The 25,666-nt window shown below is 35.6% G+C and carries 18 protein-coding genes; 8 read left to right on the forward strand and 10 right to left on the reverse strand.

From position 1 onward, the window contains the following. Positions 1 to 41 precede the first annotated feature (41 nt). A complete protein-coding gene (locus J7604_RS12910; RefSeq protein WP_293896670.1) occupies positions 42 to 653 on the forward strand; it encodes a DnaJ domain-containing protein in 612 nt (203 codons plus the stop codon). A gap of 159 nt (positions 654 to 812) precedes the next feature. Here the strand turns inward: J7604_RS12910 and J7604_RS12915 are convergent, their stop codons facing one another. After that, the gene (locus tag J7604_RS12915; protein WP_293896672.1) at positions 813 to 4,286 is read right to left on the reverse strand and encodes a TraB/GumN family protein; all 3,474 of its coding nucleotides are present in this window, start codon (positions 4,284 to 4,286) and stop codon (positions 813 to 815) included. Between the two features lie 517 nt (positions 4,287 to 4,803). On the opposite strand from J7604_RS12915, the gene J7604_RS12920 reads away from it, so the two are divergent. After that, positions 4,804 to 5,862 carry a PA0069 family radical SAM protein gene (locus J7604_RS12920; RefSeq protein ID WP_293896675.1) on the forward strand — a complete coding sequence of 353 codons (1,059 nt, stop codon included), beginning with the start codon at positions 4,804 to 4,806 and terminating at the stop codon, positions 5,860 to 5,862. A 142-nt stretch (positions 5,863 to 6,004) separates the two neighbouring features. On the opposite strand, the gene J7604_RS12925 is transcribed toward J7604_RS12920, so the two are convergent. Further along, positions 6,005 to 6,451, reverse strand: coding sequence for a pyridoxamine 5'-phosphate oxidase family protein (locus J7604_RS12925; RefSeq protein WP_293896678.1), 447 nt, complete (start codon positions 6,449 to 6,451; stop codon positions 6,005 to 6,007). Between the two features lie 80 nt (positions 6,452 to 6,531). Here J7604_RS12925 and J7604_RS12930 point away from each other — a divergent pair, with 80 nt between their 5' ends. Then, positions 6,532 to 6,921 (forward strand): hypothetical protein, encoded by a 390-nt coding sequence (locus tag J7604_RS12930; protein WP_293896680.1) that lies wholly within the window; start codon positions 6,532 to 6,534, stop codon positions 6,919 to 6,921. Here the strand turns inward: J7604_RS12930 and J7604_RS12935 are convergent. The 5 genes from J7604_RS12935 to J7604_RS12955 all read right to left on the reverse strand — a co-directional run bounded on the left by J7604_RS12935 (position 6,918) and on the right by J7604_RS12955 (position 14,875). After that, a complete protein-coding gene (locus J7604_RS12935) occupies positions 6,918 to 8,177 on the reverse strand; it encodes a metallophosphoesterase (RefSeq protein ID WP_293896683.1) in 1,260 nt (419 codons plus the stop codon). The two genes, J7604_RS12930 and J7604_RS12935, sit on opposite strands and share 4 nt — an antisense overlap. An 18-nt stretch (positions 8,178 to 8,195) precedes the next feature. Further along, positions 8,196 to 11,615 carry an efflux RND transporter permease subunit gene (locus J7604_RS12940; protein ID WP_293896686.1) on the reverse strand — a complete coding sequence of 1,140 codons (3,420 nt, stop codon included), beginning with the start codon at positions 11,613 to 11,615 and terminating at the stop codon, positions 8,196 to 8,198. A 122-nt stretch (positions 11,616 to 11,737) separates the two neighbouring features. Beyond that, entirely contained in the window at positions 11,738 to 12,883 is a 1,146-nt protein-coding gene (locus J7604_RS12945; RefSeq protein ID WP_293896689.1) for an efflux RND transporter periplasmic adaptor subunit, read from the reverse strand. Between the two features lies 1 nt (position 12,884). Beyond that, positions 12,885 to 14,255, reverse strand: coding sequence for a TolC family protein (locus J7604_RS12950; RefSeq protein ID WP_293896692.1), 1,371 nt, complete (start codon positions 14,253 to 14,255; stop codon positions 12,885 to 12,887). Positions 14,256 to 14,266: 11 nt separating this feature from the next. Further along, positions 14,267 to 14,875 (reverse strand): TetR/AcrR family transcriptional regulator, encoded by a 609-nt coding sequence (locus J7604_RS12955; protein WP_293896695.1) that lies wholly within the window; start codon positions 14,873 to 14,875, stop codon positions 14,267 to 14,269. A gap of 178 nt (positions 14,876 to 15,053) precedes the next feature. Between J7604_RS12955 and J7604_RS12960 the strand changes: the two genes are divergently transcribed. Further along, positions 15,054 to 17,267, forward strand: a complete 2,214-nt coding sequence (locus J7604_RS12960) for a hybrid sensor histidine kinase/response regulator (protein ID WP_293896698.1) — start codon at positions 15,054 to 15,056, stop codon at positions 17,265 to 17,267. Between the two features lie 7 nt (positions 17,268 to 17,274). Here the strand turns inward: J7604_RS12960 and J7604_RS12965 are convergent, their stop codons facing one another. Beyond that, positions 17,275 to 19,173 carry a gliding motility-associated C-terminal domain-containing protein gene (locus J7604_RS12965; RefSeq protein ID WP_293896701.1) on the reverse strand — a complete coding sequence of 633 codons (1,899 nt, stop codon included), beginning with the start codon at positions 19,171 to 19,173 and terminating at the stop codon, positions 17,275 to 17,277. Positions 19,174 to 19,238: 65 nt separating this feature from the next. Between J7604_RS12965 and rlmD the strand changes: the two genes are divergently transcribed. From rlmD to J7604_RS12980, 3 genes are read left to right on the forward strand one after another with little or no spacing between them, the layout of a single operon-like run. Continuing rightward, positions 19,239 to 20,645, forward strand: a complete 1,407-nt coding sequence (rlmD, locus tag J7604_RS12970) for a 23S rRNA (uracil(1939)-C(5))-methyltransferase RlmD (RefSeq protein WP_293896704.1) — start codon at positions 19,239 to 19,241, stop codon at positions 20,643 to 20,645. Between the two features lie 5 nt (positions 20,646 to 20,650). Next, positions 20,651 to 21,019 (forward strand): hypothetical protein, encoded by a 369-nt coding sequence (locus J7604_RS12975; RefSeq protein ID WP_293896707.1) that lies wholly within the window; start codon positions 20,651 to 20,653, stop codon positions 21,017 to 21,019. Continuing rightward, positions 21,019 to 22,164 (forward strand): acyltransferase, encoded by a 1,146-nt coding sequence (locus tag J7604_RS12980; RefSeq protein WP_293896710.1) that lies wholly within the window; start codon positions 21,019 to 21,021, stop codon positions 22,162 to 22,164. Before J7604_RS12975 ends, J7604_RS12980 begins: the two co-directional genes overlap by 1 nt. Before the next feature lie 83 nt (positions 22,165 to 22,247). On the opposite strand, the gene J7604_RS12985 is transcribed toward J7604_RS12980, so the two are convergent. Beyond that, entirely contained in the window at positions 22,248 to 23,858 is a 1,611-nt protein-coding gene (locus J7604_RS12985; RefSeq protein WP_293896713.1) for a lamin tail domain-containing protein, read from the reverse strand. A gap of 29 nt (positions 23,859 to 23,887) precedes the next feature. Next, the gene (locus J7604_RS12990; protein WP_293896716.1) at positions 23,888 to 24,433 is read right to left on the reverse strand and encodes a hypothetical protein; all 546 of its coding nucleotides are present in this window, start codon (positions 24,431 to 24,433) and stop codon (positions 23,888 to 23,890) included. Positions 24,434 to 24,634: 201 nt separating this feature from the next. Here J7604_RS12990 and J7604_RS12995 point away from each other — a divergent pair, with 201 nt between their 5' ends. Further along, entirely contained in the window at positions 24,635 to 25,591 is a 957-nt protein-coding gene (locus J7604_RS12995; protein ID WP_293896719.1) for a hypothetical protein, read from the forward strand. Positions 25,592 to 25,666 lie beyond the last annotated feature (75 nt).

Raw genomic sequence — 25,666 nt, forward strand, 5'->3', positions numbered from 1 at the left:
CTAAAGTTTGTTAAATTCGTAATAAAACCAAAGGGTAGTTTATGGCCGTTTCATTTTATGAAATACTTGAAATTCCGCAAAGCGCAAGCCAGGAAGATATAAGGAAGGCATATCGAAAAAAAGCTAAAGTCTGGCACCCGGACGTAAACAAGTCTCCCGATGCACACACTAAATTTCAAATGCTGAATAAAGCATATGAAACGCTTGCAGATCAACACAAAAGGTTCATTTACGATCAAAGATCAAACTCAAATCAGCATACTCATTATCAACAGAATACTCATTATCAACAAAGCTATGCTTATGGACATGGCTATGCTTATCAATACAATGATCCCTTGGAGGTTTATCGCCAATGGGCAAAAATGAAAAAAGAGCGTGCTGAAAAAGAGGCTAAACTGAAATATGAGGAGTTCCTAAAAAACAGAGAAATATTCAGAAATTCCTTTATCTATTACCCCACACTTCTGTTTATTTACCTTGCTACTGCCCTTTGTTTTTTCATAGGGTTATTTGTGATCGGTCTTTGCACCTTTCTGATATTTAAACTTCACTTCGTTTTGCTATTCGTTTTATCACCATTTATTTGCGCTGGTGTATATTTCATTAAATGCACAGGGGATTGGTATAAGGAAGCAAAGAGATATTTTTAAAGTTTAAAGCAGAAAACTTAAAGTTAAAAGCAGAAAGTTGTGGATATTTCCTTTGTAGAGACGACATGCATGGCGTCTCTCTATCGTCAAGGCATCATATTTAAATTATCAGTAGACATAGGATAACGCTAAAAACCAAAAGGGGCTTTCGCCCCTTTGTTAGTCGTATAAATCGTACTGGCTCTCTTCAAGCAATGCTTTATAATGTTCTGACAAAGACTTACTTTTCAGTGTTTGGTAATAATAATTAGTCCTCTCTCCTCCCGTTACAACCTGAGTCTTATCTACCGGATGCGGGCCGCTCACACCAACATACCACTCTTCTTTTCCTTCTTCGGTAAGACTAGAATATTTATACAAATAATATCGTCCATCAACTCCTTGAATATTTTTCACTTTGCTATTTACAAGTACTATATTTTCAGTAACCATATCATCCGAAAGAACAGATGCCATGTCACTTTCAGCAAAATAACTTTGCTTCAGATATTTTGCAGGAAATAAACTTAACAGATCTTTCTCTTTCAAGATGTTATAAAGTCTGATTCTGTAATCCCTTTCAGACGCAAGTTTTTCGATCACAGAAGGATCAACTTTTTTTGAAATACTTAAAAGTATTCTTACAGCTTCTATTGCCACATAAGAACTTTTTTGTTTTGATAACTCGCTCAATAAATTCATATAAGAGCTATTTTCAGGAAAGTTTTTCATCAATTCAGTTGCTGAAATCAAATTCTCTTCATATACATACTGATTTGTACTATCACTAAAACCTGTCAGATCAGCCCTAAAGTATTCTATAATGGATTGTTCATAATCTTTAAAGTAAGATGGGCTTATCCGATTGCTGTCAATAAGAGTTACAGCCAGATCATACAAATCATCTCTATAACCAGGATGTTTAATATGCCCAAAAAACTTAGGTAGGAATTCTGCATTTAATTCAATTGAATCTGCCATTGCTCTAAAAAGGTTATTAGAATACTGACATTCAGGAAGTTTTTTAGAGGTTAATCTTTCAAATGCAGCATAACCGTCCTTTGACTTTGAACCGAGCAATACTTTCAATGCTTCTATCTGAAGTCCTGGCAGGCTATCAAGACTTGGATAAATCTTTCCTATTATTCCATATGTAGTGGGCTCATTTAGTGAAGACAAAGCTTCAAATAGTTTTACTCTGACACTATAAAATTCCAATGAGTCATCATCATAAGAACGACTGACGGCTGCATGCAAAAGATCCAAATCATGTTTTTCAAATTTATAGTATCCAAGAAAACCCCTTGCTTCTTCTCTTTTAGAAGAATCTTCAGATACAATATCTTTTAACAATAAAGCTGCTTTACTTTGATAAAAAGATGGCTGCACAGGCTTAGACAAATGAAATGAAGAAAAGAATTCCTTCTGAATCCTAGATTCCTTTTCTATTCGAGGGTATTGAGTATATAACAAATAAACATTTTGACCAGATGGTAAAATCAGTACTTTAAGATTGGTGTTAATTTTTCCTTTCTCAACCACTAATTCAAGCCCATTGATACCATCTACATTTATATATTTACTGCTTATAACAGAATCGCCCTCCTCTGCATAAAGGTCAGTGACATCTTTAAAATATTCTGATTCTGAATTGTAATAATATTTAGAATAATGAGTAATCATTAAACTGTAAGATGCACCTGAATTCTTATCCTGAAAATGGAAATTCTTATCGAAGCTTTTCAGAAAATAATATGTGGAAGAATCAATATCCACAGATACTTCGGAGGGGACATTTACAACTAGTTCTTCATTATATTTAAATGGTTTTAATGCGGTTGTATCATATTCTATAAATCTGAATGACTCAAGAAAATTAGTGGAACCCTCTCCTGAAATTTTCTTTTTATCACCGATTACAAAATAAGTGTAAGGCCTTGAGCCTCTCATTACAATTCTTCCCCTTATTGAAAAGCCTTCGGAAGTCACTATAAATTCTTTACCGGGGAACCCGGCTATTTCTATATCTGCAATTGTATCAATACTGCCCCCTCTGCTTGTAGCCATTCTTTCAACAGCAGAAGAGAGATACAGACTATCATCAAAGATGTAAAATCCACTTTTAAAATTAACATAAGAAGCACCAAATGCCAGTTCCTCTTTAGGGTCAGAAGCCATGGCTATGGCAATCAGATTGGAATCTGCATTCACCTCATTTTTTATTTCTGTCATTGTAAAGGGTACAGATACTTTATATGCCCCGGCTTCAGATATATAGTCCTTCCATCCAGGATTTTTAAAATTGATAAACTGAAATGATTTGAAATACTTTTCAGCGTCAGAACCAGTTAAGTTTTCTCTTTTATAAGATCCTGCGAAAACCATATAGTATATTTTATTCCTTAAAATCATCTTGCCTTTAGAATACATCTGATCTGAAGGAGTATAGATTTCAAAATCGAATGATGGATAACCATTGAAAGTAGTAACATTGCTCTTCAATAATTTTGAATTCTTTTGCTTCAGCATGTTATCAATGGAAGCTTTAAACATCTTTGATTCTGTACCTTTCTTTATCTCCATAGGCATAAGGAAAGTCATGGTCATATAGGTCAGACCGCTTGCTATGTCCGGATAGAGATAGAGATTTATACCTTTATCCGTCATACTTTTATTGGGGAAGGGATTGGAAGGAAGGTCTACAGCATATCCATTTTCTTCATTCGTGAAGTTTACCCATATATTCTCATCAGCCTTCTCTTTGAACTTAGCGGCCATGCCTGTGAAAGTTGCCTGTACAGGAGTTACAGTATACCCCTTGTTTCTTAGTAGCTGAATTATTCCTTTCTGGCCAGGTAGATGGGCTGCACCAACCGCAGTAAAGACTGGCATTTCTTTCATATTCGCTTCCATCCTGTCGGCCATGCGAGTATTCCTGATATCCATAGATATGGATCCAGTAAATCCGGTAGAAGCATATATTTTCTGAATATCTCCAGCCCAGTACAAACTAATAAGCTTTTCAGAATATTCTTTTACCTGGTCAAAATAGATGATCTCTTTAAGGTCAGAAATCCATTTATTTTTTTTGCCATCTATAGAATCAAGTAAATTATACTCATAGGAATATTCGAGCCCTATAAGTTTTTTCTTCTGTTGAGAAGCAACCTTGTAAAGAAAGGCATCCAGAAACGTTGCATTATCTTTCTTTCCTGGAACGGGCTTGCTTAAAAGCATTGCAACAGACTTTGCATCTTTCTTTTTAAGTTTATCAATTCCAAAACCTGTTTCTTTAATTACCTTTTTATTCAGAATATCATATTCTTCTGGAGAAAGATGAGCTTTGATGTTATTAACTGTATCGTCTTTGTCCAAGTCCATTTCAACAAAAAGATACTGTAACATGGAGTCAGGTGTGATCTCCATTGCGAAAGAAGGACATTCCTGAAGTTTAACCAAAACCGAGTCACTGAAATCGTACACTCTTTTATCCTGAAGGTGCATTGTACCAAAGACATAAGAAGGTTTAGACAAGCCGTTTCCTGTCACTTTCCATAAAAGTTGATAATTTGATCTTGATTTCTGAGTTTGGGCCTGAGTATTAAAAACCAGTGTTAGTAACAAAAAGAAATGAATAAATGCGGATCTGAACATTATATGCAATTAAAATTTTACACAATTTAATCATTTGCTTTGGTAATTTTTTTTGTTTCAACTTGCTTTTCCACGATTCTATGGAAAAAGGTTTGAGGTTAAAGCCCAAGATTTAGGTTTAATACTTAAAGGTTTCATGTCTTAGCTCAAACTTTCGAGCAAAAAGCTGGGGGCTTGGGGTCAGAGCTCCAAATTTCGAGCAAAAAACCTCAAGGTTTCAGGTCAAAGCTTCAAATTTCGAGCAAATAACTCGGAGGTTTCAGATCTGAGCTCCAATTTTCGAGCAAATAACTCGGAGGTTTCAGGTCAAAACTCCAATTTTCGAGCAAAAAGCTCTAATGTTTGAGGTCAGAGCACCATTTTTAAGGCAAAACCTCTGAAGTTTCATCTTACAGCTCCACTCTTCGAGCAAAAAGCTTCGATTTTATAATTATAACTCTATCCATTGAAAGATTTTAGTAAAAAATGATTCAACAAAATATAAATACTAATATTTTTAGTATATTTACTAATAATTATGGCAGAAAATTCAATTAAGGGAAGAGGAGCTCAGATTAACTCCAAAAATCCCTATTTAAAAGACACCTACGTTACCGAGCATATTGAAGGGTTAGATGAGCCTTTATTAAGTAACAAAGCCACAACATTTCTAAAAGAACATCCCAAAAAAATTGTCAATAAAATAGATAGTCCCGATTTAAGGGGCATGTATTCCATGAATCCCTATCAGGGATGCGAACATGGCTGTACTTACTGCTACGCCAGGAATACTCATCAATATTATGGGATGAGTGCAGGGCTTGATTTCGAAAGAAAGATCATCATGAAGATGAATGCTCCTACACTTCTTGAAAAGTTTTTTGACCATAAAGATTATTCTCCAGAGCCTATCATGCTGGCAGGCAATACAGACTGTTACCAACCAGTGGAAAGAAAGACTGGTATTACACGCAGATTATTGGAGGTATTTCTCAAGTATAAGCATCCTGTAAGCATCATTACCAAGAACAGTCTTATTTTAAGAGATCTTGATTTATTAAAAGAGTTGAATGATGATAATCTTGTTCATGTAAATATATCCATTACCTCCCTGGATGAATCTTTAAGACAACAACTGGAGCCTAGAACTGCTACATCGCACCAGAGGCTTAAAGCTGTTGAAGTGTTGGCTTCTAACGGAATACCAGTTAATGTTATGGTGGCACCTATCATCCCTTCTCTGAATAGCACAGAGATACCTGAAATTATTAAGGAATCCGCTGCAAGAGGAGCTAGTTCTGCCGCTTATACAATGGTCAGATTAAATGGTTCAATAGGAGAAATATTCGAAGATTGGATAAAACAAGCTTATCCTGAGCGCGCAGAAAAGGTTTTAAACCAAATTAAAGAATGCCATGGAGGCACTTTGAATGACAGTAGATTTGGCACAAGAATGAAAGGAGAAGGACCTATTGCAGAAGCCATAGCAGACTTATTTCACATGTCTGTTCAAAAGTATCTTGGAGATAGAAAAATGAAGCCTTTAAACCTTGCCGTTTTTAAAAGACCTGAAAAGGGACAACTTAATTTGTTTTAAGCGTAAAGCCTAAAGTTGAAAAGCCTCAAAGTTTCTCAACGCGGGGTAAAACAACGTTATTAGATCTATATCAAATAAGTTGAATTCCTTCTTTACCAAACTTTTCAACTTTTAACTTTGAGCTTTACGCTTTCAGCTTTATTTACCTAACAGCATCCTTGCTCATTTCCCAAACCTGGATCATTTTGCCTGTTCTTGAATCCCAATATTCAGCTTCATCAATAGAAACCTTAAGAAGTCCTAAATCAGGATCTTCAAGGCCATTAGGAAAATAAGCTGTAAGAACAGGCTTCCATAGTTCCTGCATTTTAAGCGGGTCTTTAACAACTTCCGCTTTACCTGTTACAGAAACAAAGACATTTTTATGAACATCAGAATATGTAACATTGATGCAGTTATTTATTCGTATATCCTCAACCTTTTGAGAATCAAAGTTTGTAAAGAACCAAACCAACCCCTCACACTCGGTTTGCATGGTGGTCATAGGAACACTTCTCAGACATCCGTTACTTTCAACAGTTGTTAGCATTGCAATTTTGATATCCTTGATCATATCATGCAATTCCGTATATTTTTTACAGGTCACCATATCGAATCTTTTACAGGTCCATTATATTTGTAACAACTAAAAAAGTTTGTTTGTTTTATTATTATATGAAGGATGAAGCGATGAATAAGTCCGAGGTACTGGACCATTTCAGAGAAATATTCTGGGATGCCTTTCACAGGCCTGACTTGAAGACGGATAGATATTATCAGTTATGGCATAGACTCGAACACATAAGTGATCTTCTTGCCGGACCATTGTATTCTGTTTTTGAAAAAGGAGAATATGACTATGTTTTCCATGACAAAAATAGGTTCCCGAATGTGCAAACCGCAGATGATTTCATGGATTGGTGTATGGAGAAAATCAATCATTACCAGGAAGCCCTGATCGCAGAAGTTCCAAACAATGAACCTGAAAAAAAAGATCAGCAGCTTTTATCATATCAAACGGAAGTGATGATGCAACTTGCGGAGATGGCTTATTTCCTTAAGACTTCAGAGAATCTTTAAGCTTTGGAAAGTTCCATTATAGTGATTTCGGGAGGCATGCCTATTCTTCCCGGAAATCCTAGAAAACCGAATCCTCTGTTTACATAGATGTATTGGTTATCCTCTTTATAAAGGCCTCCCCATTGCTTGTATTTGTATTGAACAGGACTCCATTTTACACCGGCAGCTTCTATACCAAACTGAAAGCCATGAGTATGTCCGCTAAAGGTAATATCAATATCAGGATAATCGGGTCTTACCTGTGCATCCCAATGGCTCGGATCATGTGAAAGCAAAAGTTTAACAGGATACTTTTCAGTACCGGCATATGCTTTCTTTAGTTTGCCATACTTAGGCCAATTTGCTCCTTTACCCCAGTTTTGTATACCCAGCAAAGCAATCTCTTCTCCCCCTTTTTTCAATATTCTATGCTCATCCATCAGCAAATCCCATCCCATTCTTTTATGAGCATTCATAAGGTCTTTGAGATTCTCAACTCTTTCTTCCTTGCTGTTCCATGGCACATAGTCTCCATAGTCATGATTTCCAAGAACAGAAAACACGCCCATAGGAGCTTTTATTTCTTTAAATACTTCGATATAATTTTCAACTTCAGTAGCTCTGTCATTGACAAGATCTCCTGTAAAAAATACAATGTCGGGCTGCTGGTCCATTAGTAATTTCACGCCTCTTTTAACAGCAGCTTTATTATAAAAACTTCCCGAATGAATATCTGAAATATGAGCAATCTTAAGTCCTTCAAATGAAGATGGAAGTTTTTTTAATTTAACTTTAACTCTCTTCACTCTATAGTCATGAGCTCCGAACACAATGCCATAGAGCATTCCAAAAAAGGGCACTGCAGCAAATGCCAATCCTGCTTTTAATAAAAATTCAGATCTGTGAATCTCTGCACCAGAAGAAAGTGGCTGATGGTTAAACAACAATGACACTTTCTGAAATACCCATCTGAAGAGACGGATAATATCATCAAGTACCAGAAAAATAAAGTAGATGAATTTGGTAAAATAAACGGTGAGGACACTTCCGAAATAAACGACCTTCATCATTCTTGTCCACTTTTCAGGGCTGGCAGCGAAGTACATCAGACCCGCAAGTGTAAAGAGGGTGAAGCCCCAGTAAAATACATATATCAGCTTTTTGATTACAGGAGTGTAAGAATGCAGCAGCACTCTTACACCCTGGAATACATATGCATCTATAACCAGAAAGATTATTAAAACAATGGATAAAAAACTAAGATTCCGGTTACGCATGCGTGTGTGCTTTACTTTTTATTTTAATAATGCTTTATTCTCTTCGGTCTCTGAGATATCAATTATTTCTCCAGCATAAATATGGTCAGAATGTTTTTTCTTGTACCCCACTTTAACTTTTAGTTTGTCTACAAGAAGATACATAACAGGCACCAATATCAGAGTTAGGAAGGTAGCAAAGATCAATCCGAAGATCATCGTCCAGGAAAGAGGTCCCCAGAATGCAACACTATCGCCGCCAAAGAAAATGTGCGGATTAAATTCAGTAAATAAAGTAACGAAGTCAATATTAAGACCGACAGCAAGTGGAATCAAACCAAGTATGGTAGCAGTCGCAGTAAGCAATACAGGAGTCATCCTGGTTTTACCTGCCTGAATAGCGGCTTCTTTAGTTGTATAACCTTGCTCTTCCAGATAATGGGTGAATTCAACAAGGAGAATACCATTCCTTACCACAATACCACCCAGGGCCACAATGCCGACTCCAGTCATAACTATTGACATATCCATCTTGAATATGGAGAATCCTAAGAATACACCAATGGTGGAGAATAAAATTTCGCTTAGGATGATTACTGGTTTAGACACTGAATTAAACTGAGTTACCAATATCAGGAATATCAAACCTATCGCTGCAAGACCGGCAAATCCAAGGAATGCTCCTGTTTCTTTCTGATCTTCCTGCTCACCTGTCATATCTATAGATACTCCTTCAGCTCTCTTGAAATCTTTGATAGCCTTAGTGATTTTACCAACCACTTCATTACCATTATAACCTGTAAGGATATTTGAATACACTGTTACAAGTCTCTTTTCATTTTTCCTATTGATACCGCCATAGGTATCTGTAAATCTTATCTTAGCAACTGAAGATAATGGTACCTGACGAACTATACCGCCCATGTTCATATCTCTGTAAGTGATTCTTGAGTTCAACAAACCTTCGATATCATTTCTCTGAGCATAGTTGTATCTCAACTGAATCGGATAATCATCTTCGAAATCTCTGAATTTAGAAATCTCAGTTCCAAATACGGCATTTCTGATTTCTGAGCCTATTGTCAGCGTAGAAAGACCTTCTGCATTTGCTTTTTGTCTGTCCACCTCAATAACAATCTCAGGTTTATTTTTCTGAACATCAGACTTAAGTTTCTCGATACCTTCAATTCCTGAGTTTTCAAGATACTTAATAAGCTTTTCAGATTCAGAGATCAATTTTTCGTAATCATCACCGCTCATTTCAATGTTAATAGGTTTTCCGGTTGGAGGTCCACCCTGCTCTTGTTCTACAGTAATTTCAGCTCCTGGTATTCCTTTAACAGCTTCTCTTATTTTACCAAGGTAAGCCAGAGAAGATTCTCCGTTCCTGTCTGCGAAGTTTACGAAGGCTACAGTTACCTTTCCTTTGTTTGGAGCAACGCTTAGATCAGGTTGATTTGGATCTCCTGCACCGACAGCGACGTTGGAGATGATAGATTTTACCATCGGGTTATTTTTTCCAACAACATTAAATACTCTCTTCTCAACCACTTTTGTAATTGAATCAGTATAGGCCTGATCTGTTCCTACAGGTAAGGAGATATATGAGTAAATAAAGTTTGGTTCACTTTCAGGGAAAAACACCACTTTAGGAGTTCTTACAGAAAATACAAAGATAGAGAAGAATAACATTCCTATAGTTCCCAGTAACAACCAAAGAGGATTCTTCTTATGTAAGGCCCATTTTAAAACGTTTTCATATTTATTCTGAACTGCAGGCCAAGTTTTCTCCTGGAAGTTTTTAATAACACCTGTTAATACAAACTTATTCAGTAAGAACAATAAGTAGAAGGTTATTGTCAAATTCATCATTCCGACAGAACCCAATGCAGGACACATAATTGCAATTACAGCAAATACTATGGTTGTAATTTTAAACCCTTTAGTAAAATGGCCTTTAACGTGCTCTTCATCATGAGACTTCATAAAGTCAACCGCAAATACAGGATTGATGATATAAGCAACCAATAGGGAAGCCAGCAAAGTTACAATCAAAGTGATCGGAAGGTAATACATGAATTCTCCGATAACTCCAGGCCAGAATAGCAATGGAACGAAAGGAGCCAATGTTGTCAGAGTTCCAGAAAGTACCGGAAGGAATACCTCTCCTGCGGCCATTTTAGCGGCTTGCTTAATAGGCACTTTTCCGTTATCAAATACTCTGTGAGTATTTTCAATAACCACGATCGCATCATCCACAACGATACCTAGCGCAAGAAGGAAACCAAAGAGAACGATCATGTTCAATGTGAACCCTGCACCATCCATAACCATAAAGGCAATGAACATTGACAAAGGAACTGACATTGCAACGAAGATCGCATTGGTTGTTCCCATGAAGAACATCAGAATTACTGTTACAAGAATAAATCCTATGATAATAGTATTGATAAGATCGTGTAGCGTAACTCTTGTCTGATCTGCCTGCTCACCAGTAACTGTGATATTAACAGATTTAGGATATTTAGTTTCTTTTAATTCTTTAATCAAAGAGTTGATCTGGTCAGAAACCTCAATAAGGTTCTCTCCTCCCATTTTAATAACGTTCAGAGTAATTACATTTTTCCCATCAAGACGTGCATAGCTTTCTTTTTCTTCATAGCCATCCACAACATCTGCAATATCTTTCAAATAAACGACAGCTCCTGAAGATGATCTTATAACAAGATTTTCCAGATCTTTAGGATCTTCGTATTCTCCTTTTATGGTAATGGTACGTTTCATACCATCCATTTTCAAAAGTCCACCTGATTGGTTAACATTTTCAGAAGACACAGCCATTTTGATATCAGTCATGGAAACATTTGCTGCTTCCATTTTCATTTTATCAACGTTTATCTGGATTTCTCTTTCCAAGGCTCCGATGATATCTACCCTTCTGATACCCTTTATAGATTCGATCTTATCTTGAAGGTCGTCCGCATACTTTTTAAGTTTGTCAAGCTCTATATCACCTGAAACGTTTACGTTCATGATAGGTACCTGAGAAACGTCTACTTCAATTACGTCCGGTTCATATGGTCTTGGAGAAGGTAATTCCGGCTTAGCCTTGTCCACAGCGTCTTTCACCTTTTGTTTAGCCTCTGCAACATCCACCCCAGTTTTAAATTCAACTACAACACTTGAATAATCCTGTATTGAACTACTTGTCACCTTTTTCACACCGGCAATAGCCTTCACTTCTTTTTCTATAGGCTTGGTGATCAGGTTTTCTATATCCTTCGGAGATGCTCCCGGATAAAGCGTACTGACATACATCTGAGGGAAAACAATTTCAGGAAATTGCTCCTTTGGCAATGCCATGTAGGTAAAAATACCTGCAAGCGTAATGATGATGGTCAATACATATATACTGGTTTTATTGTCTATTGACCAGCTACTGACTTTAAATTCTTTCATCTTTTTTTGTCTGTTTTAACTGAGCGCTTCAAGCAAATGCTTTGAGCTGACTTATTAAAAATGATTTGAGTATTAAGGGAAAAAGTACCTTTCCCTTATAATTCTCATTAATAAATATTTATTTAGAATGTTACAGGCTGGCCATCCACAAGATCCTGATAACCTACAGTAATCAGCTTATCACCTTTGTTTAATCCTGATAAAATCTCTGCACTGCTGTGGTAGGTCTTACCTGCTGTAATCATTTTTTTCACAGCAATTCCTTTGTCTGCGATGAACACATAGTCGCCCTGATCGGAGTGCTGGATCACGTTAATTGGGATGATCATAACATCAGCCTTCTCATAATCTTTAATCTTCACATTAGCGATAAGATTAGCCTTCAGATTTTTAACGCTTTTAGCATCTAACTCAACCTGAAAGCTTCTGTTTACTGCATTCACGACATCACTTACTACTGTAACTTTAGACTTTGCAGTTTCTTCTACATCCGGGAAATTAAGGATTGCTTCATCTCCCCTTCTGATTTTAGATACATATGACTCAGGTATTTCAGCCAAAATCTTGAAGGCACTTGAGTTTACAACTCTGAATGCTGGTGATCCAGGAGCTGTAACTTCTCCCTGGTTAGGGAAAATCTCATCGATAGTTCCGTCAATTGGAGATTTAATTTTTGTCAGCTGGTGCTGCTCGATAAGAGACTCTTTTCTTTTCTCTAAAGATTCTTTATTGTTTTTAGCAGATAAAAACTGAATTTCAGAACCTATCTTTTGATCCCATAGTCTTTTTTGTTTGTCGAAAACACTGGTAGCAAAAGCAAGTTGAGTATTTACTTCTTCAATTCCTTTTTGAACAATAGCATCATCTATAGAAGCCAAAAGAGTTCCGGCTTTTACGTACTGACCTTTTTGCACATAGATTTTCTCAATAGTTCCGCTTGCTTTAGATACAAGAGTGATATTTTTATCCGTATCCACTTTACCTTGGACCTCCACATAATGCTTGAAAACGCCAGGTTCAAGAGTATCTATTGAAACATAAACAGGTTTAGTAACAACGTTCTTTTTACCACCAGCTTCAGAAATTTCTTTTTCCAAAGAAGCTATTTTAGTTTCAAGATCCTCGTATTGTTTTTTATAATCAGCTAGTTCAGCCTCTTTTTTCTCAAGATTGTTTGCCGACTTGCAGGCAAACATTGCAACTGCTAAGCTTATGTAAAAAAATCCTGCTTTCATGCTTTTGGTTATGTTTATGTTTGTATGTTTCATATTATTCTGTTACTAATGTTCCTAAAGCTTTTTTATAATCAAGTTGTGCTACCAACAAGTCGTATAATGCATTATAGTAATTGGTTTGTGCATCTCTGAGCGCATCTTCGGCATTTGTTACTTCGATGTTTGTTCCTACTCCTTCTGCATATTTGATTTTCACTACCCTTGAAACATCGGTTGCCAAAGCCATATTTTTCTGCTGCACCTCAAGTGTTCTGATAGCATTGTTCACAGTAATTTCACTCTGTCTCACTTGCATATCGATCGTATTCTTCAGTGCAAGTATTGAATTTTCTGTCTTTCTCAATTCCAGTTTCTTTTGCTGTCCCTTGTAATGTTTACCAAAACCATCAAAAATTGGCACATTCATATTTACACCTAAAAGGGCATAGGAATACCATTTATACTGAAACAGATTCACAAATTTTACATCTTGTCTGGTATAGCCACCCGTAGCAAAAGCTGAAATACTTGGATAGTAACCCGCTTTTACATTTTTTAGATCCAGATTTTGCAAAATTTTCTGATTTTCCAATAATGCATACTCTATTCTTTCGTTATAATTTGCTTTAGTTCCCTTTAGTAATACACTCTCTGAACTATTTAAAGCAAGTGTATCAGATGCACTGATAGGCTCTTCAATAGGCTTTCCCATTTGGAACTTCAGAAGCATTTTACTAATGTCCAATCCTGAATCAAACTTCGTCTTATCAGAGAGTAAATTGTTCAGGCTTACCTCAAGACGATCAAGATCTATTTTCTCAATAAATCCATTTGCATACATTTGTCTGGATTGGCGAACTGTGGAATCCAATGTTGCAATGCTGCTGTTAAGTCTGGCAATTCTTTCCTGAGTAATCAATACCAGATAATAAGCTTTGGTAACATTATCTACAGTTTGAATCTTGGACTGTTGAATTGTCTTTTGCGCAAGGCTCTGATAAGCTTTTGCTGCTTTTAATCCTACAAAATAAGATCCGTCGAATAAAAGCTGACTAATTGTTGCCCCTGCATCCCCGGAGCTTGGTAACTGAAATATATTTCTAACAGCCAAAACGTCTCCTGTAACTTCACCACCGGACGTACCAAATGATGCAGCCAAAGGATTGGACTTAGCAAAAAACATATTACGTAGCTTTGAATTTTCAATCATCGATACTGTACCGGTGATCTGTGGCAAGCCTACTGCCTGGATTTCTCCGACTCTTGCCTTTGCTATCTCTGCATCCAGAGAAGTGTTCAGATATGTAGACTGATGTTCCAATGCATAATCTATACATTGTTTCAGTGTATAACTGCTATCTGTTTGCGCAAACCCTCTTGTTACGCCACAGAGAAAAGTAAGTAGAAAAATGTACCTTGCTTTCATATAAATGTATTTCAATCTTCTTCCTGGATTTTTTTATATTGATTAATTAATTTATGTCCTTTTAATGTACAGATTCCATGAAGGAAATAGTCAATAAACTGTATCTGCAACTCCTGAATCGGAAATTGTAGCGGAGGAAAAACAGCGATATCAAACCCAAGCTGAATCTCCTCTATCCTGAGCCTTGCGATCATTTCCACATTGATGTCCTGTCTGAAAAGCCCCTGAGCCTTACCTTTATTCAATATATCTATAATGTATACCTTAAGGCATTTTTCCTTATGATCAACCCAGTTTTTATAAGCTTTTGGGAAATATCTTTCTACCTCAAAAAGTATAATTGAATTTATATTTCTAAATGAATCTCTTATATACTCTGACAATTTTATCAGCTCATCGATGGGATCGGCAGCCTGATCTGCAATATGAAGATAGCTTTGCTGTCTTTCCTGTAAATGATTGTTAATCACCTCACAAACAAGTTCATTCTTATCTTTATAATACTGGTAAATGGTTTTTTTGGAGATTCCAAGATTCCTTGCAATCTCATCCATTGTGATGATTTTCACACCGTAACTCAGAAAATACTCTTCTGCGCCTTTTACTATTCGTTCTTTCATTTCAATGGCATTATTTTCTACACAAAACTACGGAAACTTTTAAAAGGTCCAAAGTTTCCGTAGTTTATTTTTTCAAAAAAGATGCTAATAATTGATTTTGAATACAGAAGGAATATTAAATTGATTTTTAATGTAAATTGAACTGAATTAAAAGCAATTGCTAAAGGGACAATTTTGAATGTTTGACTTGAATATTATTAAGGAGCCGATTTTTGTTTTGGATTCTGGAGGACAACTCATTGAAAACAATGAAGCTGGAAGCGATAACTTAGCCTTATTTTTCAAAGAAGGTATTCTCAAAAAGCCTCTGCAGCACCTTTTTAATTTGTGCCTAAAAGAGAATACATCCAAAGGAATTCAACTATGGGATAATTCGAATTACCTTATTTCTTTCCAAAGGATCAATGAAAACCGAGTGATAGCACAATTCAGTCTATTGCCAAAAGAGATTACAGAGGGCCGTTTTTCAAAAGAAAAAATCAATTTTCAGGAAATCATAGACAACCTTCCACTTAACCTATATCTTAAAAATCCCTTAGGAGAAATCATCTATATCAATCCTTATTTTCAAAAATCAAAATCAGGATTGAACAAAAATTTTCTTGGTCTCACGGTAATCGATTTTATGGACAAAGAAACTGCGATCAAGATTCAAGCTGAAGAAAAGGAGATATGGAAATCAGGTCATCCACGAATGACAGAAAAAACCATGAATATAGATGGTCAGCTTAAATCATTCCTAATAGGCAAAGTTCCTGCAGAATTTCCAGACCTTGGTAAAGTACTTTTATGCTATAGCATTGATGTTTCAAAACAAAAGCAAACATCTGAAACTTTAAAAAAAGAGAAAGAGCATGCGGAAGCCTCGTCTAAGGCCAAAGAACAATTTATTTCCGTTATTAGTCATGAGATCAGGACTCCGATGAATACTGTGGTTGGAATGACCAACCTATTGCTTCAAAGCCAACATTATCCTGAACAGAGAGATTATCTTAATGCTCTTAAGGCATCTTCAGATAATTTACTGGCCATTGTGAACGACATCCTAGATCTTTCTAAAATAGAATCAGGAAAAATATTTTTTGAGGAAACAGATTTTTCGCTTCGCAACTTACTTGAAAATCTAAAGAAGACATTTGCCTTCAAGGCTGCTGAAAAAAATGTATTGATCACATTAAAAGTAAGCAATGACATTCCCATATACCTTAAAGGAGATCCTTTCAGACTGAATCAAATATTACTAAATCTGATTTCTAATTCAGTAAAATTTACTGAAGTGGGAACTATAGATATAATGGTGGATCTTATTGATTCATCTCCTAAAGAGGTGCATATATTATTCACCATTAAAGACACGGGAATAGGAATACCCGAAAACAAGCTCTCTTTAATTTTTGAAAGCTTTACTCAGGCAGACCATGATATATCAAGAAAATACGGAGGTACTGGTTTAGGCCTTACTATTACCAAAAAACTTATTGAACTTCAGGGCGGCAACATTGGTGTGGAAAGCAAAGTTAAAGAAGGGTCAAAGTTCATTTTCAATCTTAAATTTTCCACATCTCAAAAGACCAAAATAACGACTCCATCGGAATCTTTCGTTAACAAATTTCAAGGACTTGACCTTCTCAAACTACTTATTGTTGAAGATAATAAAATGAATCAGCTTGTAGTCCTTAAATTTCTTGAAAAACAGAATATTCAAGCAGACATTGCAGAGAATGGTACACAAGCCCTGGATCTTCTAAAAAACAAAGAGTATGACCTTATACTTATGGACATACAAATGCCTGGAATGGATGGATATCAGGTCAGTGAACAGATCAGAAAAGAATTTCCTGCACCGAAAAACAGTATTCCAATTATAGCATTAACAGCTATGGCTTTATCAGAAGTACAGGAAAAAATTAAAGTATATGGAATCAACGATTATATTTTAAAACCTTTTAGTCCTGACAATCTCTTTTCCAAAATAGTTGAGAATGTAGGCAATGTAACTAAATACACAACACCAATTAAAACTCTTCAACCAGTGATTACAAATCAAAAACATACTGACCTTTCATATCTGATCAACGCATCTGACAATAATGCAGGATTCATCAAACAAATGATTGAGATCTTCCTTAAACAGACTCCCGATTTTCTGAGAGAATTAAGAGACTTTCATGACAAGCATGACTGGGAGAACTTCAGGAAAGTAATGCATAAAATGAAGCCCACCATTAAGATGATGGGCATTAATGAATTGAACAAAGATGTTGAGTTTATTGAAACTTCTGTAAAGCAGCAGCAGAATCTTTCAGAAGTATCTGCACACCTTACTACTATAGATACAGTTTGTAAGGCTTCCTTTCAAGAGCTGGAACTGGAACTTCAAAAGCTTACGTGATAAAGCATCATCGCATAACTTCCAGCCAACCCTTTATTTTCTTTTTATTAAGGTCAACAACGTAATAATAAATTCCATCTGGATATTCCTCTGCGTCCCATGAAAAATCAGGATCTTCAGATTTAAATACCCTGCTTCCCCATCTGTTAAATATTTCTATACCGACAAAGTGATATTCACAGTTTCCGCCATTTAAACCGGCGATTGTGTATGTTTGATTCCATTCATCTCCATTTGGTGTGAACAAATTTTTGGGATCCACCTTATCTACATCTGTTTCACTATCCTTTACTTTCAATGTCAATGTATCATATACCTGATGTGAATGTACGCAACTACTATCCTTTAATTTAAAGACAACATTAAATACGCCCGGATTAAGCTCTCCGCAGTCAGGCATCCACAAGAGCGGATTGGCAATAGAATCTTTGCCACCTATATTGGTGAAGGACATCCCCTTCTCCTCCAAGTCAAAGTCAAGCCCCGTGGCTGATAAATACATAAAATCTGCAGAATCTAGTCCAATTGCATTTATCTTATTCACAGATCCCGGGTAGACATCAATTGACTTTCCACCTGGATCAAATTGTAATACAGGGGCTGGGTTCTCCGGAGGAGGAATAATTAGAACTTTTATATTAAGCGTATCTGTTCGAGGATGAGGACAACCATCATCACTTACTACAATATCCAGGTCGAATAATTTTTCTTCCTCTATCAGTAATTTATCACATGGATTAAATACAAACTGGGCACGGACTGTATCATTTACACCAGGAGTTAATTGTTGAGGCCCGGGAGGTGTAAAGATATTAGTAGGAAGATTCGTGGTGATCTTTGATATATGAATATTAGCCTGACGTTTTAAAATTGTTGTACTTGAATCAGACAACAAAAGCTCGAAGGCCTTTATTTCATTTAATTTCACTACGAAAGTATCACCCCTGAACTCAGTATCAGGGCCTTTTGGCTTTTCAATATCTACTTTTGGACCAAGGTTCAAAGGGCATGTCTTTACTAGAAATTGATAATCTCGCCTTACCTGGCCTATCTTTCTGTTATTCCTGTATTCATCAACAATCATAGAAACAACAAACAGAGTTTTATCGCCTTCACTTGGATTCACCGATAGAACACCAGTGCGGGGATTTACTTTTAATGCTGGATTTCCATGAATCATATTGTTAGCACTATAACCTGGCTTCCAAGTAATCAGATCGTATGGCGCAGGCTTAGGATCTGGCAATGCCTCTCCATAAATACTTGCATGGCCATTTAAAGGCGTTACCAAAGTGTACACTAATGAATCTCCATCAGGGTCATAGCCCCCGAAGTTAAATGTATTCGTCTGATTTCTGCAAAAGTAATCTGCTACTATGTCTTCAAAAACAGGTGAAGAGTTTACAAAGGGCCTCCCAGCTCTTTTTACAGCAGGAAACTCAAGGTAAAAAACCTGGCCAGCTTTATCAGGTTCCTGGATATTATCAATATCGTTATTCCTGCAACACCTTTCCCATACAATATAATATCCACCTGGATCATCATAAATCTCAGGATCAAGAAAAATATTTGCTTTGTATTTAAGATTTAAAGTTTCCTGAACGCCTCGCTCCAGAAAATCACATTCTTCGGTTGCATATTTAACCGTTTCATAATCAATATTTCTTACCAACTCCTGTGTACCTACCTGCACATTATCTGATTTCCGAAAAATATTTGTTTTAATGGTAATATCAGCCTCTAATAAGCCAGGCGCTGCATTGAGCTTATCAAAATAAAGCCTCATACTGAGCGTATAAGTATATCCCCTGTAGTGGCGTAATTGGAATTCGCCCCCTACGATGTGGCTGGCGAAAAGTCTGGGACTGAAGAGGAGAATAAAAAATAGAAAATAGATCTTTTTCATACTCAAAATTAATATTTCTCGTCTAACTACAAAGGATAATTCATTATTGTTTAATTTTGAATACCATGAGTAAAAAAGAAAAACAATTTCGCTTTGAAAAAGTAACAATAGGCGAAATGGCAGCCGAGGGAAAATGCGTGGCAAGAGTAAATGACAAGGTGATTTTCACTGAGTTTCTGGCGCCTGGGGATGTAGCCGATCTAAGAATTTATAAAACAAAAAAAAGATTTGCCTTCGCTAAGGCTGAACATATCTACGAATTTTCTTCCTCCCGCACCACTCCGGTTTGTGAGCATTTCGGTACATGCGGAGGATGTAAATGGCAACACATCACCTATGAAAATCAAGCGCTTTACAAGGAAAAACAAGTAAAAGACAATCTCGAAAGAATAGGTAAAATAAATGTTGAAGAATATCTGCCTATAGTACAGGCAAAATCAATTTATTATTATAGAAATAAGCTTGAATTTTCTTTTTCCGATAAAAGATGGCTTACCAATGAAGAAATTGCAACTGAGGATACCCTTAATGATATGAATGGACTTGGCTTTCACGTACCTGAAAGATTCGACAAAGTTCTAGATATAAAAAAGTGTCATCTACAGCAGGACCCTTCAAACGCTATCAGGCTTGAAGTCAGGAAATTTGCTATAGAACATGAAATTCCATTTTACAATTTAAGGGAACATTTCGGAATACTTAGAAATCTGATCATCCGAAATTCAAGCTTGGGAGAACTTATGGTTATCCTTCAGGTAAGGGAATTTACTAATAAGGTCGAATCACTTCTTGAACATCTAAGAGTGCGATTCCCGGAAATAACCAGCTTACAATATGTGGTAAATCAAAAGTCCAATGATACTTTCCATGATCTTGATATTCACTTGTTCCATGGTAAGCAATATATTACCGAACAAATGGAAAATCTGAATTTCAGGGTAAGTCCTAAATCTTTTTACCAGACCAATTCAATTCAGGCATATGAGCTATACAAAGTAACCAGAGATTTTGCAGGACTTACAGGGAATGAAAATGTATATGACTTATATACCGGTACAGGAACTATAGCCAACTTTGTAGCTGGAAGAGCAAAAAAAGTTACTGGTATAGAATATGTGCCAATGGCAATAGAAGATGCAAAGATAAATTCTTCAATCAATAATATTTTCAATACTTCATTTTATGCAGGAGATGTGAAAGATATCCTTACCGCATCTTTCCTTGAAAAAGAAGGAGCTCCGGATGTTATCATCACAGACCCTCCAAGGGCAGGAATGCATGAACATGTGATACAGAAAATGCTTGAACTGGCTCCGCAAAGGATAGTCTATGTTAGCTGCAACCCAGCAACTCAAGCGAGAGACCTTGCCTTACTTAATGAAAAATATGCAGTAAAAAAGGTAAGACCCGTGGATATGTTTCCTCAAACCCATCATGTGGAAAATGTCGCATTATTGGAAAAAATTAACTGATTATCATGAATAACGATCCGGAACTAAGCGGCAGATACTTAGGTACAATTTCCAGAGACTTTGTACTTGTTTCAGATACTATTAAAGAAGCTTCTTATCAGGTAAGAGTCAGAAACATTTCCAAATATCCGATCTTTCCGATTTCAAAGACTGAAATAGCTATTGGTAAATTACTTATTGGAAGAAAAGAGTTGGCTCTGGAATGGAATTACTACATTTCATTTCTTGATGAATTCATCCAAAGAACACTTGTCTCAGAAGACATGCTTGCAGAGTTTGAAGCTGCATATAAAAATCCTGACGAATATTGTTGCCTGTTTGTAGTAGATGAGGAATTTACAAATTTTGTTTTCATTCCTTATCCTGAAGACTAATGCAGACTTCTCTTACAAATAAGAGTGCTGCATCAAGAGTCTACGGACTGGATATTCTCAGGGCAATAGCCATCATATTTGTATTGGAAGAACATGGTAACGATTTCCTTTATGAGGCTTTTTCAATAAAGGCACCCCATCTTGATGGAGTCAAGTTGTTTTTTGTATTAAGCGGATTTCTCATAGGTCAGATACTGATCAAAACATTACATACAGGTCTTTCAATGAAAGACCTGTATGCTTTCTGGATTAGAAGGTGGTTCAGAACCTTACCGAATTATTACCTTGTATTGATTATTCTAGTCGGGTTAAACATACTTATTCCGGTATTCAAAGGAACTTACACTTCCTTCTTTTTCTTTTGCCAAAACCTGATTTACCCTCAGCAGCGTTTTTTTCTAGAGTCATGGAGCCTTGCAGTTGAAGAATGGTTTTATATTTTATTCCCTATTACTTTATATCTTCTGAATAAAGCCTTTCCGTTAAGACATAAAATCAGTCTAATGACATCAATCGGAATATTCATTATAGGGGCTGTTTTGGTGAGAATATACAAAGAAAGTTACTTAGATATTCAAATGTTCAAAGATTGGGATGTGGAGTTTAGAAAAGTTGTTTTTACAAGACTTGATAATATAGTATTTGGTGTACTAGGAGCATTTATGAGTACCTATTATCATTCAATATGGGTTAAACATAAAATAATCTTGCTAATATCAGGGATTATTTTACTTCTTGGAGACAGAATATACTTTCTATTCATTACGAATAACATCATTTCATACGGTTGGTACTCTAACATTATTTCGTTTACAATGGGCTCATTGGCAACGCTTGCCTTGTTACCATTTTTATCAGAATTAAAGACCGGCAAGGGGGTAATATTCAAACTCCTGACTTACATCAGTATAATCTCCTACTCTCTTTATATGGTCAATTTATCTATTGTAAGATTCAGAGTTATCCCTTACTCTAACGAGTGGTTAATAGAATTCGGATTGCGTTCCTATATAGTTTATATAGATGTAGCATTGTACTGGTTTTACACCATTGGTCTTTCCCTGCTTTTATATCATTTTTTTGAAAAGCCAATGACGAGCTTGAGAGATAAGTTGTATTTAAAAAAATCGCAACCAAGTATATGATCAAGAAGATAAGCGTAAGGCATATCATAAAAAAATCGGATAGATTAACATCTATCCGATTTCATTTTTCATGATATAAAAAATTATTCTACAACAAGCTTGGCAGAAGAGAATGAATCCTTATCCAAATTCTTTAACCGTATATAGTATATACCTTTCTTCTGATCAGATATATTTATTTCTTCATTAGCAGAAACATTTTCCTTTAAATAAATTACTTGTCCTAAACTATTCAACACTTCTACTGAAGTTCTCGTTGCAGATTCTAAATCAAGCTTAAAAATTCCGTTTGAAGGATTCGGATAAACCCCAAATTTATGTTCAGAAGGCATTTGTCCAAACAAAGATAAAACACAGACCTCATCAGCTATTCCAGGGGTTGCATATATTGGAAAGTCCAAATAATCTTTAACATAAACATCTGAATAAGACCAGTTAGCTCCCTGGTTATTATCTTTATCCGCATCGCAGAATTTTAAAGATGGACCGGTTCCATCTGCCTGCATTGGCCAAGGAGAGCTAAATGAATATTCAACCTGATCAACAATTACATCTGCTGAGTTTCTTAAGATAATTTTTTCACCACTATTATTAAGACTACCTGATGTCCACTGATAAGTATTGGATAAATTGAAAAAAGAATTGAAGTAAGTTTGATATGCACAAACCACAATATATTGATGAGAAGCTACCACTACAGAAGGAAATACAAAATCAATTCCATCCGAAAAGTAATAACCACCAATATTTATAGCTTCAGGACCATTATTATAAAGTTCTATAAACTCCAGAGTATCTGTACCTGGGTTATTATACATAATCTCAGAAATAACCAGCGGAGCTTTAGTATTATTAAAAATAAAACTAAAAGATTGTGATATAAATTTATTCCCAATCACATCAGTAATATTACTGACATTAATTGAATTCAAATTTCCAATTCCCAATGGAACAGACAGAACAAGTATTACAGTATCTCCAGAGCCAGAAAGAGTTGCAGAACTAACATTTAATCCTGTATAATTAGACAATGTCTGTGCTGAAGATGCATTCAAAGGTTCATTAAAAACAAGTTTGACTATATTATTCTGGGGCGCATATATTCTTTTTACAAGAGGCGGATAAGTATCTCCTGGTTCATTACACACAGAGTTTCCATCACCAGGAGAAGCATAAATAAGAGAACCATCATCAAAGATACCGCCGATATCATTTGAAGCAGCCCAATAATATCCAAATGCATTATTGGAATTAACATTGCATAAAACAAGTGAAGATCCCTCTCCATCGGCCCTATCATCCCAAGGTTCCTTATTATCATATTCTACAGAATCGGCAATGATGCCAGCAGGAGTCTTGATAACGATTTTTTCTCCACTATTGCTTAAAGCACCACTATCCCATTGAAGAGGAGTTACCCCAAATGTCTGTTCAAAAAAATCTGCATACCTCGCTACAACAACATAATTTCCTGGTTTGAGTGTATAATCCGGAAACACATAATCAAATCCGCTCGTCACTTTATATCCAGACAAATTCAATGACTGATTACCTTTGTTATATAATTCAATGAACTCCAAAGTATCATTACCAGGTTGATTGTACAATATTTCAGTTATTACAAGATCAGACTGCGCAAGCGCATTTATTGCAAACAACAAACAATAGATTTTAAATATTACTATCTTCTTCATATTAATATACTTTAAAGGCTTTTATCACATTAAAATGATATGCCTAACTTTACTATTATTAAATTTTTATAAGGGGATTCATCACGATGTGTAAGGTCGATCAAACCTAAGAAATAACTGTCTACCTTTGAGGTTATCGGCTGTCTATATCCTAAGCCAGAGAATAAGTTTGTAATATAAACTCTACGGTATTCAAAGTTAAGATCATTCCTATATGGTACATTACAATAGAGATACTCCAAATGCAGAAAAAAATTTTTCAAGAAATAAACTCTTGTAAAGATATTGGTTCCAAATGCACTGTTATTTTCAGACTTATCATTTCTGTAGTAATAAAGATAGTTTAGGCCAACTCCCACGTCAACTCTATCATTTAGTCTGTAAAAAATTACTGGTGCTACGTCAATATGCTGCAACTGAAGATGATAATTAAACCCAAACTTTATATGTCCTCCCAGGCCCTTATTAACAGCTGCAGTAGAATCATTCTGCCCATTAGCATTTACTATTAGTGAAATAGAAAGCAACAAAACCGCAAGAATATTTTTCAGATTATGAGTCAGACGATAAGCCATATTTTAATAGGGGAATTAAATCCTTAATAAAAACTACCTGTATCAATTGTTAAGTATAAGTTAAGCCTATGACAAATAATTGTTATTAAAATGAAGCTTCAATTTAAAAAAATAAGCTATATTTAAAAAATAATTATAAATCGCCTAAGATTTATTACATTTTTATTACTTCGCTATTTTATAGAGATAAAAAAAATAATTATGAATTACCGCATTATTTCTCTTTATACATTAGTAACATTCTTACTTTTCACCAACTGCAATTCAAAAAAAGGATGTACAGATCCACACTCTACTAGCTTTGACACAGAGGCGAAGATAGATGATGGTAGTTGCTCTTATCCATCTGCAGCAGGTAATATTACAACTGTAAGAAAATTAAAAAAGGATTTTGAAGAATTGTCTGGTCTTAAGTATGTTGACAAAAGATTATGGACAATAATTGATCCTGAAGGAGAAGACATGATATATAGTATTAATCTTGTCACAGGCGAACCAAAAGAGACCATCAAAGTACCTGGTATCAGCAGTATAAACTTTGAAGCAGTTACATCAAGTGATACTCATTTCTTTATTGGAGACATAGGAAACAATAAAGGCAACAGAAAAGATCTCGTCATTTATAAAGTTCCGTTTCCTTCACCTATTAATATAGAAAATACATCTACAGCTGAAGAAATTAAATTTTATTATCCTGAACAAAAAGATTTTAGAAGTAATACTGCTACAGATTTTGATGCTGAAGCTATATTTTATAAAAACGGATACATCTATCTTTTTACAAAAAATAATACAGATACCAAGACAAGTTTATACGAAATACCTGCGACTCCAGGAACTCATGGAGCCCGCCTAAAAGGCATATTTGATGTACAAGGAAAAATAACAGATGCAGACATTAATTCAGATGGAACTAAAGTAGTTTTGGTTGGCCATAATAAAGAGACAGAGCAAGCCTTTTGCTGGGTATTAAAAGATTTTAACGACACTGATTTCTTCACTGGGAGCAAAACACTTATACAACTAGGAGATTTAGATGAGATAGGACAAGTGGAAGGGGTAACATTTTATAATGATAAAAACGTCTTTATCTCAAACGAAAAAAATGATGGTGTACCTGCCAATATATATTTACTGGATATCAGTAAAATTCAATAAATAAGGAGTCTTCCAATCAAAGAAATTATCGGTCGTGTTCTAGAGCATATTTATTGCCTGATAAAATTCTTATAA

Origin of the sequence: Sporocytophaga sp., from assembly GCF_017745095.1 — a bacterium.
Classification (GTDB): Bacteria; Bacteroidota; Bacteroidia; order Cytophagales; family Cytophagaceae; genus Sporocytophaga.